Genomic DNA, 15291 nt, shown 5'->3' on the forward strand with positions numbered 1-15291 from the left:
AAGGACGACTACGGCTTGGGAAGCACGCACCCGGTGGCGCTGAGGTCGAGCTTGTTGTCGATGCCGAAGCAGGCGGGGATCTGGTAGGTCTCCTGGGCGTAGTTGATGCCCTGGCGGACGGTCACGTTGCCGCTCTGGTCGACCTCGCAGGGGTTGTTGACGGTGCAGCTCTGGCCGTCCTCGTTGCCGGTGTTGTTCACGGCGACGACCTTGCCGGTGGCCTGGTCGAGGACGGGCGAACCGGACGTACCGCCGATGGTGTTGCAGGCGGAGGTGTACCGGAGGGAGTCCTTCCAGGTCCAGTCGCCCTCCTTCAGCCGGTAGACGAAGCCGTCGACGGAGCAGTTGTAGATGCGCTTCCAGTAGCCGGATACGACGCTGATGGCGGTGCCGGCGACCGGGTGGGTGTCGTTGAGCGTGAGCGCGTCTATGCCGTACGAGGACTTGATCTGCGCGTAGGTGCGGGTGAGCTGGTAGATCGCGGCGTCGGTGTCGGTCATCGTCGCGTAGGCGATCTTGCTGGCGCGCAGGGTGCCGACGCGGGTGCCGGCGGAGTTGAGCAGCCCGAAGGAGCGGGAGGACGCCTGGTCGACGACGACCTCGCCGGGGCCGGGGAATCCGCTCTCCAGGCAGTGCCCGTTGGTGAGCACGAGGGCGGGGTCGTTGGCCTCGGAGTCGGGCATCCGGATCACGGAGCCGGAGCAGTTGCTGAGCGACACGGTCCCGGCGAAGTTGACGGCCTGGATCGCGGGTGCGGCGCTGTCGCTCTCCGCCGGAGCGGCGACCGCGGGTGCCACGCCGGCCCCGGTGATCACCAGGGTGAAGAGCGCGGCGACGAGAGGCTTGCTCATGTGGGGGTCCCCTCTTGCAACAAAGGCAGCCGGAGATCTTCCGGCCGCCCGCTGATTTGTCATGCGCATTGTTGTTTGAGGGGGCGGTGAGAACAAGCGGTGATTTCCGGCCACACCCGAGGGAGCGCCGGCACTCCGGGACCTACCTCGGCTTCTTGGTGCCCCCCGTGCCGTTGCCCGGATTGCTGCCGGAGTTGCCCGGGCCCGAGTCGCCCGAGGTGGCGGTGGGGGCGGCGGTCGAAGCGTCCGCCGTAGGAGAGGCGGACTTGTCGTCGCGCTCGCTCGCGTCCTTCGACGCGCTCGCGTCCGGGGACGTCGTCGCGCTCGGTCCGGCCGGGGAATCGGTGGACGTGGCGGCCGGGTCGGTCGCCGTGTCCTCGCCCGAGGGTGCGCCGGAGTCGTCGGTCACCGAGCTCACCGGGCTCTTCCCGCCGTCCGAGCCGTCCGGGGCGGAATCGGAGGAGAAGGCGAAACCGGCGACCAGGGCCGCGACCGAGACCGCGCCCAGCGCACCGGCGCCCACCAGCGCGCGGCGCTTGTTGGCACGGCTGCGGCGCGCACGGCGGGCGGCCCGCCCTTCGGGCGTGTGCGGCAGCTCGGTCGTGTCGTCGTACGCGCTCTGCCAGCCGTGCGCGGCGGCCGGGTCGGTGTACTCGTCGTAGTCGGGAGTCGACGCGGCCCGCGGGACGTATACGTGGGGCGGATCGTCGGGATGCGGAGGCCTGGACATGGCCGCGCATTGTAGAGACGGGAGGGGTCCCTGGGACAGCCGTCGGCGATAACCGCCCAAACCGCCCGTCTCATGTGGTGGGAAACACGGCCCAAGCGGCGTTACCGGGCCGTAAGCTCACCGACATGCAGGTGATCCAGTCGACCAAGCTCGCCAACGTCTGTTACGAGATCCGGGGTCCGGTTCTCGAGGAGGCCATGCGGCTTGAGGCGGCGGGCCACCGCATCCTCAAGCTGAACACCGGCAATCCGGCCGCCTTCGGGTTCGAGTGCCCGCCGGAGATCCTGGAGGACATCCTCCGCAACGTGTCGTCGGCCCACGGGTACGGCGACGCCAAGGGCCTGCTCGCCGCCCGCCGCGCCGTCGTGATGCACAACCAGACCCTCGGCATCGAGACCGACGTCGAGCACGTCTTCATCGGCAACGGCGCCTCCGAGCTGATCGTGATGGCGATGCAGGGGCTGCTGGACGACGGGGACGAGGTGCTGATCCCCTCGCCGGACTACCCGCTGTGGACGGCCGCGGTGTCGCTGTCCGGCGGCACGGCGGTGCACTACCGCTGCGACGAGCAGTCCGACTGGATGCCGGACCTCGCCGACGTGGAGCGGAAGATCACCGACCGCACCAAGGCGCTCGTGATCATCAACCCGAACAACCCCACGGGCGCCGTCTACGACGAGGCGATGATCAAGGGGCTCACCGACATCGCGCGCCGGCACAATCTGCTGGTCTGCTCCGACGAGATCTACGACAAGATCCTCTACGACGGGGCCACGCACACCGCGACCGCCAAGATCGCCCCCGATCTGCTGACGCTCACCTTCAACGGCATGTCCAAGGCGTACCGGGTCGCCGGGTACCGCGTCGGCTGGATGTCGATCTCCGGGCCGCGCGCCCACGCCGACTCCTACATCGAGGGTCTGACGATCCTCGCCAACATGCGGCTGTGCGCCAACATGCCCGGTCAGCACGGTGTCGTCGCCGCGCTGAGCGGCCGGCAGACCATCAATGACCTGGTGCTGCCCGGCGGGCGGCTGAAGGAGCAGATGGACGTCGCCTACGAGCTGCTCACCCAGATCCCCGGGGTGAGCTGTGTACGGCCCAAGGGCGCCCTCTATCTCTTCCCCCGCCTCGACCCCAAGGTCTACAAGATCAAGGACGACCGGCAGCTCGTCCTGGACCTGCTGCGGCGCGAGAAGATCATGGTCGTCCAGGGGACCGGGTTCAACTGGAGCGAACCCGACCACTTCCGGGTCGTGACCCTGCCGAACGTCGGCGACCTCCGGGACGCGGTGACCCGGATCGGGAACTTCCTCGACGGCTACAGCCAGCTCTGACGAGCAGTTCTAAGAACGACTCAACTTTAGACGGAATCTAAGCTAGGATGGCTTCCTGTCAGAGCACAGGAGGCCATCCCCATGTACGAACCGATCCGCACCAAGTCGGTCCACAGCACGATGGCCGGCACCACCTCCGACTTCCCCCACCGGACACGCGAGGAGGAGCTGGACATCCAGCTGGCTGGCCATCTCGCCGCGCTGCTGGCGGTGACCGACGAACTGCGCGCCCAGACCCCGTCCGCCGACCTGGACACCGCCGCCGACCGACTCGCGGCACAGGTGACCCGCCTGCGCGGCGGCCTGGTACGAGCGGTCCCCGCGACCAACCCGCGCGCGCCCCAGGCCCTCCACCAGCGGGCCCACACCCTCGCCGGCCGAGCCCTGGTCGTCGCGGCCTCCCGCGCCGACACGGCCTCCGCCATCCTCTCCGCCGAGCGCATGGACGCCCACGCCGAGGCCCTGGACCCCCAGGAACTCGCGTCCCACTGAGCCCCGGGCTCCCCCATACGGCCCCGGTCCGCGCGCACCCGCAGCGACGCGCGGACCGGGCGCCACAGCACTGCGTCGGCTTGAGCCGCGGCGCCTGTTCGCCGTAGGGGTTCCTGTTGTGCGGCGGCTGCGGGCTGCCTGTGGCTGGTCGCGCCCGCGCGGCGGAGCCGCAAATTGATGCAGCCCCGCGCCCCCGAGCGTGTTGCCGGTTCCCGTGTTGTAACGGGACCGGTACGACACCTCCCGTTCACCCCTTTCGGCCAGGAACGTTGGATTCCGCGAGCACGCTCAGCGCGTGAGACGAATCACAGGAATCGTCCTCGCGGTGTTGCTGATCGGCGGCGTGGTGGCTGCTGTCGTGGCGGGCCGGGACAACGGGGACACGGGCACGGCAACGAAGACCGTGCGGGCAGTGATCGGATCGGAGAAGGCGGAGTTCTTCGCCGATCCCGACGTGGTGAAGGCCCTCGCCGCCAAGGGCTACACCGTGCGGACGGAGACGTCCGGGTCCTGGGCGATGGAGGGGCTCGACCTCAAGGGGTACGACCTCGCCTTCCCCTCCAGCCAGGCACCCGCCGACGAGCTGGCCGACAAGTACCGGGCACGCCAGCCGTTGCCGCGGCCCTTCTACTCGCCCCTCGTCGTCGTGGCGCACCGAAGCGCCGCCGAGGTGCTGGTGGCCAATGGGCTCGCCGAGCTGGACGGGGAGCATCGCGGCACCCTGAAGATGGGTGCCTATCTCGGCGCCGCCCGCGCCGACCGGACCTGGCAGCAGCTCAAGGGCGCGGAGAAGTACGGGGAGTTGACGGGCACCCTCTTCATCGCCTCCACCGACCCGGAGACCTCCAACTCCGGCGCGCTCTACCTCGCCGCGGCCTCCTACGTCGAGGGCGGCGGCCGGGTCGCCGCGAGCGACAAGGACGTCGCCGCCACCGCGCCGCTGATGCGCAAGCTGGTCAGCGTGCAGGGCGCCCAGCAGCCCAGTACCGACGCGGCGTTCCGGGACTTCGTCTCCGGCGCCGGGAACCCGCTGGTGCTCGTGTACGAGTCGCAGGTCGCCGCGCTGCTCGGGCAGGGCACCGGCCAGGGCCTGGACGACCTGACCGTCCTCTACCCGGACACCACCGCCAACAGCGACCACACCGTCGTCCCCCTCACCGAAGAGGGCCGGGCGCTCGGGGAACTGCTCAGCACCGACCCGGAGTTGCGCGGGCTCGCGGTGCGGTACGGGTTCCGGCCGCAGGGCGCCACCGCCGAGTTCACCTCGGCCACCGCCGCACACACGGCGTATCTCAATCAGAAGCTCACCGGTGTCCGGCAGGCGCCCGTGCCCACCTCCGCGGTGCTGCACGACATGGCGCGCCGGGCACGCGGCTGAACCGGGGGGACCGATCCCATGAGCAGCTTCAACAACACCAATCAGGGCAGTTACGAACCCACCCTCAGCGGTGACGACATCTTCACGCTGACCCCGCCCGAGCCGGTCGCCGCCGTGCCGAAGGAGCGGGCCGGCGGTCTTGTGCCTGTCGAGGAGAGCGTTCGCGCGGGCATCGCGCAGAAGGCGTCCGACTACGTCCAGTCGCTGGCCGCGCTCGACGCCCGCTCGCCCGAGTTCGCGGGCAAGGTCGGCGAGATCACCGCGCTCGGCTCGGGCGAGATGCGCAGCGCGGCCGCGCAGTCCAACCGCATGCTGGAGCGGACCGTGCGCTCCCTGCCGGACAAGGGCGGGGACGCGTCGGCGAAGGTCGCCGGCTCGCTCGTCGAGCTGCGCCGGGTCGTCGAGGACCTGGACCCGCGTGACCTGCCCTCCTCCAAGGGGCGCAAGTTTCTCTCCAAGCTGCCCGGCGGCAACAAGCTGCGCGACCACGTCGCCAAGTACACCTCCGCGCAAGGGACGCTGAACAAGATCGTGGGCTCGCTGCGCGGCGGCCAGGACGAACTGCGCCGGGACAACGCCGCGCTCCAGACCGAGCGGGTGCGCCTGTGGGAGACCATGGGCAAGCTCCAGGAGTACGTCGTCCTCACCGAGGCCCTCGACAACGCCGTGGAGCGGCACATCACCGGCGTCCCCGACCCGGACACCGCCGACTCGCTCCGCGCCGACGTGCTCTTCCCGGTCCGTCAGAAGCACCAGGACCTGCTCACCCAACTCGCCGTGTGCGCACAGGGCTACCTGGCCATGGACGTCGTACGGCGCAACAACGACGAGCTGATCAAGGGCGTCGACCGGGCCGCGACCACGACCGTGTCCGCGCTGCGGATCTCCGTCATGCTGGCCTCCGCCCTCGACAACCAGAAGAAGGTCATCGAGCAGGTCAACGCGTTGCGCGGGACCACCGAGGACCTGATCCGGGGCAATGCGGAGATGCTCGCGACGCAGAGCGGTGAGATCCAGCGGATCGCCGCCGACCCGGCCGTCGGCGCGGAGACCCTGCGCGGCGCCTTCCAGCAGATCTACCGCACCCTGGACGCGATCGACAGCTACAAGGTCCAGGCGACCGAGGTGATGGCCACGACGGTGGAGAACCTGACGGCCGAACTCCAGAGCGCCTCCGCCTACTTGGAGCGCAGCCGGAACCGGGGCGCGCTGGACGGGGGCCTCGGATGAGAGCCCGCGCCGCAACGCTCCTGGCCGCCGCCCTCACGCTGCTGGCCACCGCCTGCACCAGCGAGAGCAACAAGCAGCCCGACTCCCCGGCGACCGGCACCCTGCGCATCCTCGCCTCCAGCGAACTGGACGACATGAAGCCGGTCCTGGACCTCGTCGAGCAGGACACCGGCATCACGGTCGAGCCGACCTACATCGGCACCCTGGACGCGGTGGAGCTGCTGGCCAAGGGCGATGTGGACGGGAAGTACGACGCCCTGTGGCTGTCCTCCAACGACTATCTGCGGCTGCGCCCCGAGGCGGCGAATAAGGTCGTCTCCGAGACCCCGGTGATGAGCAGCCCGGTCGCCATCGGCGTGAAGCCGGCCACCGTGGAGAAGCTCGGCTGGAAGCCGGAGGACGTCACCTGGTCCCAGGTCGAACAGGCCGTGCGGGACGGGAAACTGACGTACGGCATGACCGATCCCGCGCGGTCCAACTCCGGTTTCGCCACGCTGGTCTCGGTGGCCTCCGCGCTCTCCGACGCCCAGTCGGCACTCACCGACGCGGACGTGCGGAAGGCGAGCCCTCGCCTGAGGGAGTTCTTCCGGGGGCAGCGGCTGACGTCCGGGTCGTCGGGCTGGCTGGCCACGGCCTACGAGCGGCGCGGGGACGTCGACGCGATGCTCAACTACGAGTCCGTGCTCCAGGGCATCCCCGGCCTGACCGTGATCCGCCCGAGCGACGGTGTCGTCACCGCCGACTACCCGCTGTCCACGCTCGCCTCGACCGACGCCGACACCCGGGAGAAGGTGCGCCTGCTGACCGAGTCGCTGCGCGGCCCGGACCTCCAGAAGGAGATCACCGACCTCACGCACCGCCGCCCGGTCGTCGCCTCGGTGGCGCCGGGAGAGGGCCTGGACACCGGCCGTCGGCGCGAACTGCCCTTCCCGGGCAGCCGTTCCGTCGCCGACGGGCTGGTCGACTCCTACGAGAACGAGCTGCGCCGCCCCTCGCGGACCGTGTACGTGCTGGACACCTCCGGCTCCATGGAGGGCGACCGCCTGTCCGGCCTGAAGTCCGCGCTCACCGGTCTGACCAGCGACTTCCGGGAACGCGAGGAGGTGACGCTGATGCCGTTCGGCTCCGCCGTGAAGAGCGTGCGCACCCATGTCGTGGACCCCGCCGACCCGGATGCGGGCCTGGAGGGGATCCGCAAGGACACCGAGGCGCTGACCGCCGAGGGCGACACCGCGATCTACACGTCCCTGGAGAAGGCCTACGACCATCTCGGCGCCGACCAGGAGGCGTTCACCTCGATCGTGCTGATGACGGACGGCGAGAACACCGCGGGCGCCGAGGCGGGCGAGTTCGACGTCTTCTATGCCGGTCTCGACCGCGAGCAGCGCACCACCCCTGTCTTCCCCATCGTCTTCGGCGACTCCGACCGGTCCGAGCTGGAGCACATCGCCGACCTGACCGGTGGCCGTCTCTTCGACGCCCAACAGGGCTCGCTGGACGGCGCCTTCGAGGAGATCCGTGGCTATCAGTAAGTACCTGGAGTCACGCAAGAACATCGCGGGCAGCGTGTGCGGGCTGGCCGGGGTCGGGCTGACCTTCGCCGGGGTGGCGGGCGCGTACTGGCCGGTCGTCGTGGCGGGGCTGTACGGCGCGGGCGCGCTGATCGCCCCGCCGGAGCGGCCCGCGCCGCCCGACTTCCCGGATCCGTCGGCCCAACTCGACGAGCTGCGCGGCGACTTCGAGAAGCTGAGCGGGTATCTGATGGAGGTGGAGCTGTCCCCGGCCGCCGCCGGCCGGCTCACCGAGCTGACGAACCTGCTGACCGCGCTGCTCGCCCCCGGCTGGTCCACCCAGTTGCTCGCCCAGGACCCGGAGGGCCTGCACGCCCTGTCCCGGACGGTGCGGCAGGACCTCCCCGAGGCAGTCGACAGCTATGTGCGGGCGCGCTGGTGGACCCGTCTGACTCCGGGCCAGGAACCGCCGGAACGCCATCTGGAGCGCCAGCTCGGCCTGCTCCAGCAGGAGGCCGAGTCCCTGGCGGCGACCCTCCGGGACACGGAGGCCCGCCGCCAGGAGACCCACACCCGGTACCTGGAGGACCGGGGCGGGGGCTAGGGCCTGTCGTCAGATCCCCGTCGTCCGCCCGAAGGGCGGGCCCGGCGGCGCCTGGTGCGTGCGATCGCAAGGCGCCGGAGTGCCCTCGTGGCGGAGCCACGTGGGCGGTCCGGCAACGCGGCGAGCGTGCGTGCCAGGCGTCGCCGGGCAGGCGGGGATCTGACGACAGGCCCTGGGGGGTCAGCGCGTGACGTAGACCTCCGCCGAGGCGGTCGAGGACGTGTGCAGGTCGTCGCCCGGCCAGGTCACCTTGTACGTCGTCTCCCGCCGGGTGCGGGGGATGTCGTTGATGGTGAAGGTGCCGTCCGCGGCGACCGTCACCGAGGACAGGGTGCCGGTGCCGAGCCGGTCGGTGCGCTCGACCTTCAGCACCGCGCGCTCGGGGAGCGCCTTGCCCTGGGCGGTGAAGGTGCCGGTGATCTCGACACCGCCGCTGATCGAGGCCTCCGCCGGGGCGGTGAGCGCGATCGAGCTGGCCGCCTTGCCGACGGACACCGTGTGGGTGACGTCGGTGGCGGGACGGTGGGTGAGGTCTCCGAGGTAGGAGACGGTGTAGGTGGCGTCCCCGACCAGGTCGGGCTCGTCGAGGACGGTGTAGGAGCCGTCCTCCTTGACGGTGAACGTGCCGAGGTCGTGGGTGCCGTTGGCGTCCGTACGGGTCGCCTTGACCCTCATCGGCTCCGCGGGCGCGGGTCCGTCGTACTCCAGACGCCCGCGCACGGACAGCGGCTCGCCCGCGACGGCCTGGGCGGGGCTGTGCGTGAACGTTTCGCCCAGGCGTACGTCGTACTGGACGGCCGGGGGCTGGATGATGTGCAGCCAGTACTGGCTGCCCGCGGTGTTGGTGGTGACCGTGAACAGGCGGGAGCCGTCCGCGGACCACTCCGTGCCGCGCGGCACGACCCGGTCACCGTCCATGCTGCCCTCGAAGACGAACTCCAGCGGGGCCGTGGAGTCGCCCGGGTCGGCGGGCTGCACCAGCAGGTCGGGGGTGGCGCCGGTCGCCGAGGCGCCGCGCGCGATGTACCTGCCGTCCCCGCTGAAGGCGACCGAGCTGGCGGCGGCGCCCGACGGGAGCGGCTGGTAGCCGGCCGGGGCGTCGGACAGGTCGTCGGTGTTCAGCAGCCGGGTGCCGAAGGCGGCGTCGGCCACGGCGACCTTGCTGCCGTCCGGGGAGAACGCCATGTCCTTGAAGTCCATGGCGCCCTTGCCCTCGCTGTCGGCGAAGCGGCGGGCGGCGTTGCGGACGAGGCTGTCGCCGCTGGTGTCGAACACCGCGACGAACGGGTTGGGCGCACCCGAGTTGCGCGGCTGGCCCATGAGCATCCGGTCGCCGGGACCGGACTCCAGCTGGAGGTCGCCGTAGTCGTTCCAGTTGGTGCGCTGATGAACGCCGTTGATCAGGGAGTCCACGTAGGTCCCGGAGCTGTGGCACTCTCCGGTGTACTGCGCGTACGGCGTGGTGAAGTACAACTGGCCGCCGGAGTGGGCGAGATCGCGGCCGCAGGTGTCGGTGTACGTGCCGGCGACGACCGTCGTGGCGTACGTGGTGGTGTCGACGGCGTCGATGCGGTCGCGCAGTCCGATGTACAGCTTGCTGCTGTCGTCGTTGAGCGCCAGCCCCGAGACGTGCTTCTGGTTGGTGGTGATCGTCGTCAGCCGCTCGCCCGCGAAGTTGTAGACGGCGATGGTGCCGGAGTTGGTGTAGTAGCTCGTGTTGCTGTCGGCGACGAAGACTTGCTGGTGGACGTTGTCCACGGCCAGCGCCGAGAAGGAGTAGATCGGCAGCTTGATCACGGCGTCGGAGGCCGCGGCGTGCGCCGCGGGCGCGGCGGCGACGGTGAGACCGGTCCCGGCGAGTGCGGCGGCGAGAGCCGTGGCCGCGAGGCGTCTGGGACGGTGTGCGGTATTCAACTGTGCCCCCCACAGGCATGGTTGGGCCTCACCGGGAGCGGTGAGGCCCGTGTGTCTCCCATGTAACAGTGGTGAAGATCCCGTGATCAAGTGGGCGCGTGGAGAGACCTTGAATCAGGGACAACTGATACGGATGTCTCCCGGATCCGTGGTGCAGGCGTCCGTGTTCGGGCCGCCGTTGGCGGTGTCGTTGCCGGAGACGCTGTCGACGGTGTTGAGGTTGTCGGAGCCGTAGTTGCCGATCAGGTTGTCGTTGCCCGCGCCGCCGTTGAGGGTGTCGTTGCCGGAGCCGCCGTCGAGCCGGTCGTTGCCGAAGCCGCCGTGGACGGTGTCGTTGCCGCCGCCCGCGTTGACGCTGTCGTCGCCGCCGAGGGAGCAGATGACGTCGGTGCCGAAGGTGCCGGTGATGCTGTCGTTGCCGCTGGTGCCGATGCGGGTGCAGCCGCGGGCGTTGTTGACGGTGGTGGTGATCGTGGCCGTGTCGTTGCCGCCGACCGGGTCGGACTGGGTGCCGGTGACGGTGGCGCGCTGGGTGAGGGTGCCGGTGGCGCGGGGCTCGGCGACGACGGTCACGACGGCCTGGGCGCCCGCGGCGAGGCTGCCGAGGGTGCAGGTCACGGCGGTGGTGCAGGTGCCCTGGGTGGCCGTCGCCGAGATGACGGTGCGGGCGGGGCCGGTGAGGGTGTCGGTGAGGGAGACTCCGGTCGCCGTGGTCGAGCCGTTGTTGGTGACGGTCACCGTGTAGGTGGCCCGGTCGCCGATGCTGACCGTGCCGGGGCCGGACTTCGACACCGCCAGGTCCACGCCGGTCGGCGGCGGGGGCGTGCTGCCGCCGCCCTCGAAGCGGGCCAGCGCGAAGTCGCCTTCGTCCCCGCCCCGTCCGGCGGCGACGATCTTCCCGTCGGACTGGACGACCACGCCCCGGGCGGTGTCGCCGCCGCCGAAGTCCGCGGTGGCGACGCCCCCGGTGCCGAAGCCGGTGTCCTGGCTGCCGTCGGTGTTGTAGCGCAGGACGGCGAAGTTGCCGCCGGCGCCGTTGCTCCCGGCGAGGACGATCCGGCCGTCGGCCGGCTGGAGCGCCATGTCCCAGGCCGCGCCTCCGGAGACGACGACCTTGCCGTCGCCGTCGAAGCCGGTGTCCAGGGAGCCGTTGGTGGTGTAGCGGGCCAGGCTGTCGCCCCCGGCGGCCACGATCTTCCCGTCGGACTGGAGCGCGAGCCCCTCCACGGTCTCGTAGTCGCCGAAGTCGGTGCGGACCATGCCGTCGCCGTCGAAGCTCGTGTCCAGGCTGCCGTCGGTGTTGAAGCGCATCAGCGAGAAGTCGAAGCGGGTCGAGCCGACATCGCCTCCGACGACGATCTTCCCGTCGGACTGGAGGACCATGGCGCGGGCCCCGCCGCCTGCCTCGCCGGGCTCCGGTGACGGGTCGGCGGTCACCGTGCCGTCACCGCCGAACGAGGTGTCCGGGGTGCCGTCCCCGTTGAGGCGCAGCACCGCCACCTCGCCCCCGGTGTAACCGGCCGCGACGATCCGGCCGGCCGAGTCGATCGCCACGTCGCGGGCCTCGGTGGGACCGTCGATGTCGGCGAAGTACCGGCCGTCACCGCTGAAGGTGTCGTCCAGGCTGCCGTCGCCGTTGTACCGGGCCACCGTGAACCAGCAGCAGTTCTCGTAGCCGCGCCAGCTGTAGCCCGCCACGACGATCCGGCCGTCGGGCTGCACCGCCACGGCGTTGGCCTCGCTCCACTGGAGGTCCGGCTCCATGTTGTTGATGGCGGTCGTCACCGTGCCGCCGTCGCCGAAGCCGGTGTCCGGGGTGCCGTCGGCGTTGTGCCGGGTCAGCGCCCAGCGGCCCTCCAGCACCGAGTAGTCGGTGGAGGCGCCGACGGAGAGGATCTTCCCGTCGGACTGCACCGCGACGTCGTAGGCCTGATCGTCGTCGGCGAAGTCGGTGAGGACCCGGCCGTCGCCGCTGAAGGTGGGATCGAGGTCGCCGGGGGCCGCGGTCGCGGTGCCGGGAAGGGTCAGGACGAGGGCCAGTACGGTCGCCGCGACGGTCCCGGCGCGGGCCAGGACGGTTCGGCCACGGCGCCATGCCCGTCGTGCATGAGGTGTGCGCATGGGCGCCAGCCTTCCGCCGGCCGACCGCCCACCGGCGCTCGCCACGAGCGGCGTTGCCCTCACCGGACGCAGGAATTCCATCCCCGCGGGGGAGCGCGCAGCACGGCCCCGCACGCCGTTGTGCGGGGCCGGGTTCGTGACTTCGTGCCGCCGCCCGCGACCGACCTGTGACGATCACTGGTCAGGGCTCCCATCGGAGGCCGGCCGCGGGGGTTCGTGAGGGGACTAGCCCAGGCGCTTCACCAGCGCGTGGTACTCGTCCCACAGCTCCTTCGGGGTGTGGTCGCCGAAGGTGTTGAGGTGGTCGGGGACCAGGGCGGCCTCCTCGCGCCAGATCTCCTTGTCGACGGTGAGCAGGAAGTCGAGGTCGGAGTCGGCCAGTTCGAGGCCGTCGGTGTCGAGCGCGTCCTTGGTCGGCAGGATGCCGATCGGGGTCTCGACGCCCGCCGCCTTGCCGTCCAGGCGCTCCACGATCCACTTCAGGACGCGGCTGTTCTCGCCGAACCCGGGCCAGACGAACTTGCCCTCGTCGTTCTTGCGGAACCAGTTGACGTAGTAGATCTTCGGGAGCTTCGTGGCGTCCTTGTCCTTGGCGACCTCGACCCAGTGGCCCATGTAGTCGCCCATGTTGTAGCCGCAGAACGGCAGCATGGCGAACGGGTCGCGACGCAGCTCGCCGACCTTGCCCTCGGCGGCGGCGGTCTTCTCGGAGGCGACGTTGGCGCCGAGGAAGACACCGTGGTTCCAGTCGAAGGACTCCGTCACCAGCGGTACGGCGGTGGCGCGGCGCCCGCCGAAGAGGATCGCGGAGATCGGCACGCCCTTGGGGTCCTCCCACTCGGGCGCGATGATCGGGCACTGCGAGGCGGGGGTGGTGAAGCGGGCGTTGGGGTGGGCGGCGGGCGTCTCCGACGCGGGCGTCCACTCCTTGCCCTTCCAGTCCGTCAGGTGCGCCGGGGTCTCCTCCGTCATGCCCTCCCACCACACGTCGCCGTCGTCGGTGAGCGCCACGTTGGTGAAGACCGAGTTGCCCCACAGCGTCTTCATCGCGTTGGCGTTGGTGTGCTCACCGGTGCCGGGCGCGACGCCGAAGAAGCCGGCCTCGGGGTTGATGGCGTACAGGCGGCCGTCCTCGCCGAAGCGCATCCAGGCGATGTCGTCGCCGATGGTCTCCACCGTCCAGCCGGAGACCGTGGGCTCCAGCATGGCGAGGTTGGTCTTGCCACAGGCGGACGGGAAGGCGGCGGCGACGTACTTGGACTCGCCCTGCGGGGGCGTGAGCTTGAGGATCAGCATGTGCTCGGCCAGCCAGCCCTCGTCGCGCGCCATCACCGACGCGATGCGCAGGGCGTAGCACTTCTTGCCGAGCAGGGCGTTGCCGCCGTAGCCGGAGCCGTAGGACCAGATCTCGCGGGACTCCGGGAAGTGGGAGATGTACTTGGTCTGGTTGCACGGCCACGGGACGTCCGCCTCGCCGGCCTCCAGGGGCGCGCCGACACTGTGCACGGCCTTCACGAAGAAGCCGTCGTCACCGAGTTCGTCGAGGACGGTCTGTCCCATGCGGGTCATGGTGCGCATGGAGACGGCGACATAGGCGGAGTCGGTGATCTCCACGCCGATCGCGGACAGCTTGGAGCCGAGCGGGCCCATGCAGAACGGGACGACGTACATGGTCCGGCCGCGCATCGAGCCGCGGAAGACGCCCTGCTCGCCGGAGAAGACCTCACGCATCTCCGCAGGGGCCATCCAGTGGTTGGTGGGGCCCGCGTCCTCCTCCTTCTCGGAGCAGATGAAGGTGCGGTCCTCGACGCGCGCGACGTCGGTCGGGTCGGAGGCCGCGTAGTAGGAGTTGGGGCGCTTGATCGGGTCGAGCTTCTTGAAGGTGCCCTTCGCCACGAGCTCCCCGCACAGGCGCTCGTACTCGGCCTCGGAACCGTCGCACCAGACCACGTTGTCCGGCTGGGTCAGTTCGGCGATCTCGTTCACCCACGAGATCAGTTCCTGGTGGTTGGTGGGAACGACGGAGGGAGCCGCGTTGTCGCGCGCCACGATTGCTCCTAAATGAGGGATTTTTTGTTGGAGGCCCCGTGGGGGCTGCGACCCGGATGCTTGCCAGAGGGGTACCTGGCGCTCATCCGGTGCCGACCGCACTCATTTGATCATCCGACGGGAGTGCGCATATGTCCAGAGGGCGTCACAGGTGAGCGAGCGTGAGACCGGCCACGTCCGCTTCAGCCGGAAGCCGTTCAGGCGTCAACTCCCGTGAGATGATGGCCACTCTTGCTGTCCGGACTGATACGTAACCTACGGTTCCGTAGGTACGATTCGGCCTATGACTGCGTCCGTCCCCGACGCGCCCACGGACCTCGCGGCATCCGGCCGCGGTCCCGTCGCGCTCTCCCTGCCGCATCCGGTCAAGCCCAAGCTCCGGGGCTGGCTGCATCTCGGCATGTTTCCGGCCGTACTCGTCGCGGGTCTGGTGCTGACCGCCCTCGCGGACTCCTCCAGAGGACGCATGGCCTGCGGGATCTACGTCCTCACGGCCTGCCTGCTGTTCGGCGTGAGCGCGCTGTACCACCGGGGCAACTGGAGCCCGCGCATGGACGGCATCCTGCGCCGGCTCGATCACGCCAACATCTTCCTGATCATCGCGGGCACCTACACCCCGCTGACCCTGCTGCTCCTGCCGGGCGCGAAGGGGCAGTGGCTGCTGTGGGGGATCTGGGCGGCCGCGGCGGCGGGCATCGTCTTCCGGGTCTTCTGGGTCGGCGCCCCGCGCTGGCTCTACACCCCCTGCTACATCGCCATGGGCTGGGCGGCCGTCTTCTTCCTGCCCGACTTCATGCGCACGGGCGGCATCGCGGTGCTGGTCCTGGTGATCGTCGGCGGTCTCCTCTACAGCGCGGGCGGCGTGATCTACGGCATCAAGCGCCCGAACCCGTCACCGCGTTGGTTCGGCTTCCACGAGGTCTTCCACTCCTTCACCCTGGCTGCCTTCGTCGTGCACTACGTCGGCATCTCCCTGGTGGCGTACCAGCACGGCTGACCCGCCTCCGGCAGAGCGAGGGCCACGGTTCGAGCGACCGTGGCCCTTTTTCATGCCCACACACGTTTGACAGTGAG

The 15291-nt window shown here is 70.3% G+C and carries 12 protein-coding genes; 7 read left to right on the plus strand and 5 right to left on the minus strand.

What is annotated here, in order from left to right:
- Positions 1-8: 8 nt before the first annotated feature.
- Together BN159_RS16665 and BN159_RS16670 are read right to left on the minus strand one after the other, a co-directional pair.
- A complete protein-coding gene (locus BN159_RS16665; protein WP_015658165.1) occupies positions 9-851 on the minus strand; it encodes a S1 family peptidase in 843 nt (280 codons plus the stop codon).
- A gap of 142 nt (positions 852-993) precedes the next feature.
- Positions 994-1581, minus strand: coding sequence for a hypothetical protein (locus BN159_RS16670; protein ID WP_015658166.1), 588 nt, complete (start codon positions 1579-1581; stop codon positions 994-996).
- Between the two features lie 125 nt (positions 1582-1706).
- On the opposite strand from BN159_RS16670, the gene BN159_RS16675 reads away from it, so the two are divergent.
- The 6 genes from BN159_RS16675 (at position 1707) to BN159_RS16700 (ending at position 8133) form a co-directional block, all read left to right on the plus strand.
- Positions 1707-2918 carry a pyridoxal phosphate-dependent aminotransferase gene (locus BN159_RS16675; RefSeq protein ID WP_041819412.1) on the plus strand — a complete coding sequence of 404 codons (1212 nt, stop codon included), beginning with the start codon at positions 1707-1709 and terminating at the stop codon, positions 2916-2918.
- Positions 2919-2999: 81 nt separating this feature from the next.
- Positions 3000-3410, plus strand: a complete 411-nt coding sequence (locus BN159_RS16680) for an SCO4983 family protein (RefSeq protein WP_015658168.1) — start codon at positions 3000-3002, stop codon at positions 3408-3410.
- A 295-nt stretch (positions 3411-3705) separates the two neighbouring features.
- A complete protein-coding gene (locus tag BN159_RS16685) occupies positions 3706-4788 on the plus strand; it encodes a substrate-binding domain-containing protein (RefSeq protein WP_041819414.1) in 1083 nt (360 codons plus the stop codon).
- An 18-nt stretch (positions 4789-4806) separates the two neighbouring features.
- Entirely contained in the window at positions 4807-6018 is a 1212-nt protein-coding gene (locus tag BN159_RS16690; RefSeq protein ID WP_015658170.1) for a toxic anion resistance protein, read from the plus strand.
- A complete protein-coding gene (locus tag BN159_RS16695; protein ID WP_015658171.1) occupies positions 6015-7550 on the plus strand; it encodes a substrate-binding and vWA domain-containing protein in 1536 nt (511 codons plus the stop codon). Before BN159_RS16690 ends, BN159_RS16695 begins: the two co-directional genes overlap by 4 nt.
- The gene (locus BN159_RS16700) at positions 7537-8133 is read left to right on the plus strand and encodes a hypothetical protein (protein ID WP_015658172.1); all 597 of its coding nucleotides are present in this window, start codon (positions 7537-7539) and stop codon (positions 8131-8133) included. Before BN159_RS16695 ends, BN159_RS16700 begins: the two co-directional genes overlap by 14 nt.
- A 180-nt stretch (positions 8134-8313) precedes the next feature.
- Here the strand turns inward: BN159_RS16700 and BN159_RS16705 are convergent, their stop codons facing one another.
- The 3 genes from BN159_RS16705 to BN159_RS16715 all read right to left on the minus strand — a co-directional run bounded on the left by BN159_RS16705 (position 8314) and on the right by BN159_RS16715 (position 14217).
- Positions 8314-10047, minus strand: a complete 1734-nt coding sequence (locus BN159_RS16705) for a TolB-like translocation protein (protein WP_015658173.1) — start codon at positions 10045-10047, stop codon at positions 8314-8316.
- A 114-nt stretch (positions 10048-10161) separates the two neighbouring features.
- The gene (locus BN159_RS16710) at positions 10162-12168 is read right to left on the minus strand and encodes a DUF11 domain-containing protein (RefSeq protein ID WP_015658174.1); all 2007 of its coding nucleotides are present in this window, start codon (positions 12166-12168) and stop codon (positions 10162-10164) included.
- Between the two features lie 225 nt (positions 12169-12393).
- On the minus strand, positions 12394-14217 hold the full coding sequence (locus BN159_RS16715; RefSeq protein WP_015658175.1) for a phosphoenolpyruvate carboxykinase (GTP): 1824 nt from the start codon (positions 14215-14217) through the stop codon (positions 12394-12396).
- 283 nt (positions 14218-14500) lie between these two features.
- On the opposite strand from BN159_RS16715, the gene trhA reads away from it, so the two are divergent.
- Positions 14501-15214, plus strand: coding sequence for a PAQR family membrane homeostasis protein TrhA (trhA, locus tag BN159_RS16720; RefSeq protein ID WP_015658176.1), 714 nt, complete (start codon positions 14501-14503; stop codon positions 15212-15214).
- Positions 15215-15291: the final 77 nt, after the last annotated feature.

The organism is Streptomyces davaonensis JCM 4913, from assembly GCF_000349325.1.
Lineage (GTDB): Bacteria > Actinomycetota > Actinomycetes > Streptomycetales > Streptomycetaceae > Streptomyces > Streptomyces davaonensis.

Bases quoted from the DNA above. Each gene is read 5' to 3' on its own strand.
- BN159_RS16675 (WP_041819412.1), top strand. From the start codon at position 1,707: ATGCAGGTGATCCAGTCGACCAAGCTCGCCAACGTCTGTTACGAGATC.
- BN159_RS16690 (WP_015658170.1), top strand. From the start codon at position 4,807: ATGAGCAGCTTCAACAACACCAATCAGGGCAGTTACGAACCCACCCTC.
- BN159_RS16695 (WP_015658171.1), top strand. From the start codon at position 6,015: ATGAGAGCCCGCGCCGCAACGCTCCTGGCCGCCGCCCTCACGCTGCTG.
- trhA (WP_015658176.1), top strand. From the start codon at position 14,501: ATGACTGCGTCCGTCCCCGACGCGCCCACGGACCTCGCGGCATCCGGC.
- BN159_RS16710 (WP_015658174.1), bottom strand. From the start codon at position 12,168: ATGCGCACACCTCATGCACGACGGGCATGGCGCCGTGGCCGAACCGTC.
- BN159_RS16680 (WP_015658168.1), top strand. From the start codon at position 3,000: ATGTACGAACCGATCCGCACCAAGTCGGTCCACAGCACGATGGCCGGC.
- BN159_RS16670 (WP_015658166.1), bottom strand. From the start codon at position 1,581: ATGTCCAGGCCTCCGCATCCCGACGATCCGCCCCACGTATACGTCCCG.
- BN159_RS16665 (WP_015658165.1), bottom strand. From the start codon at position 851: ATGAGCAAGCCTCTCGTCGCCGCGCTCTTCACCCTGGTGATCACCGGG.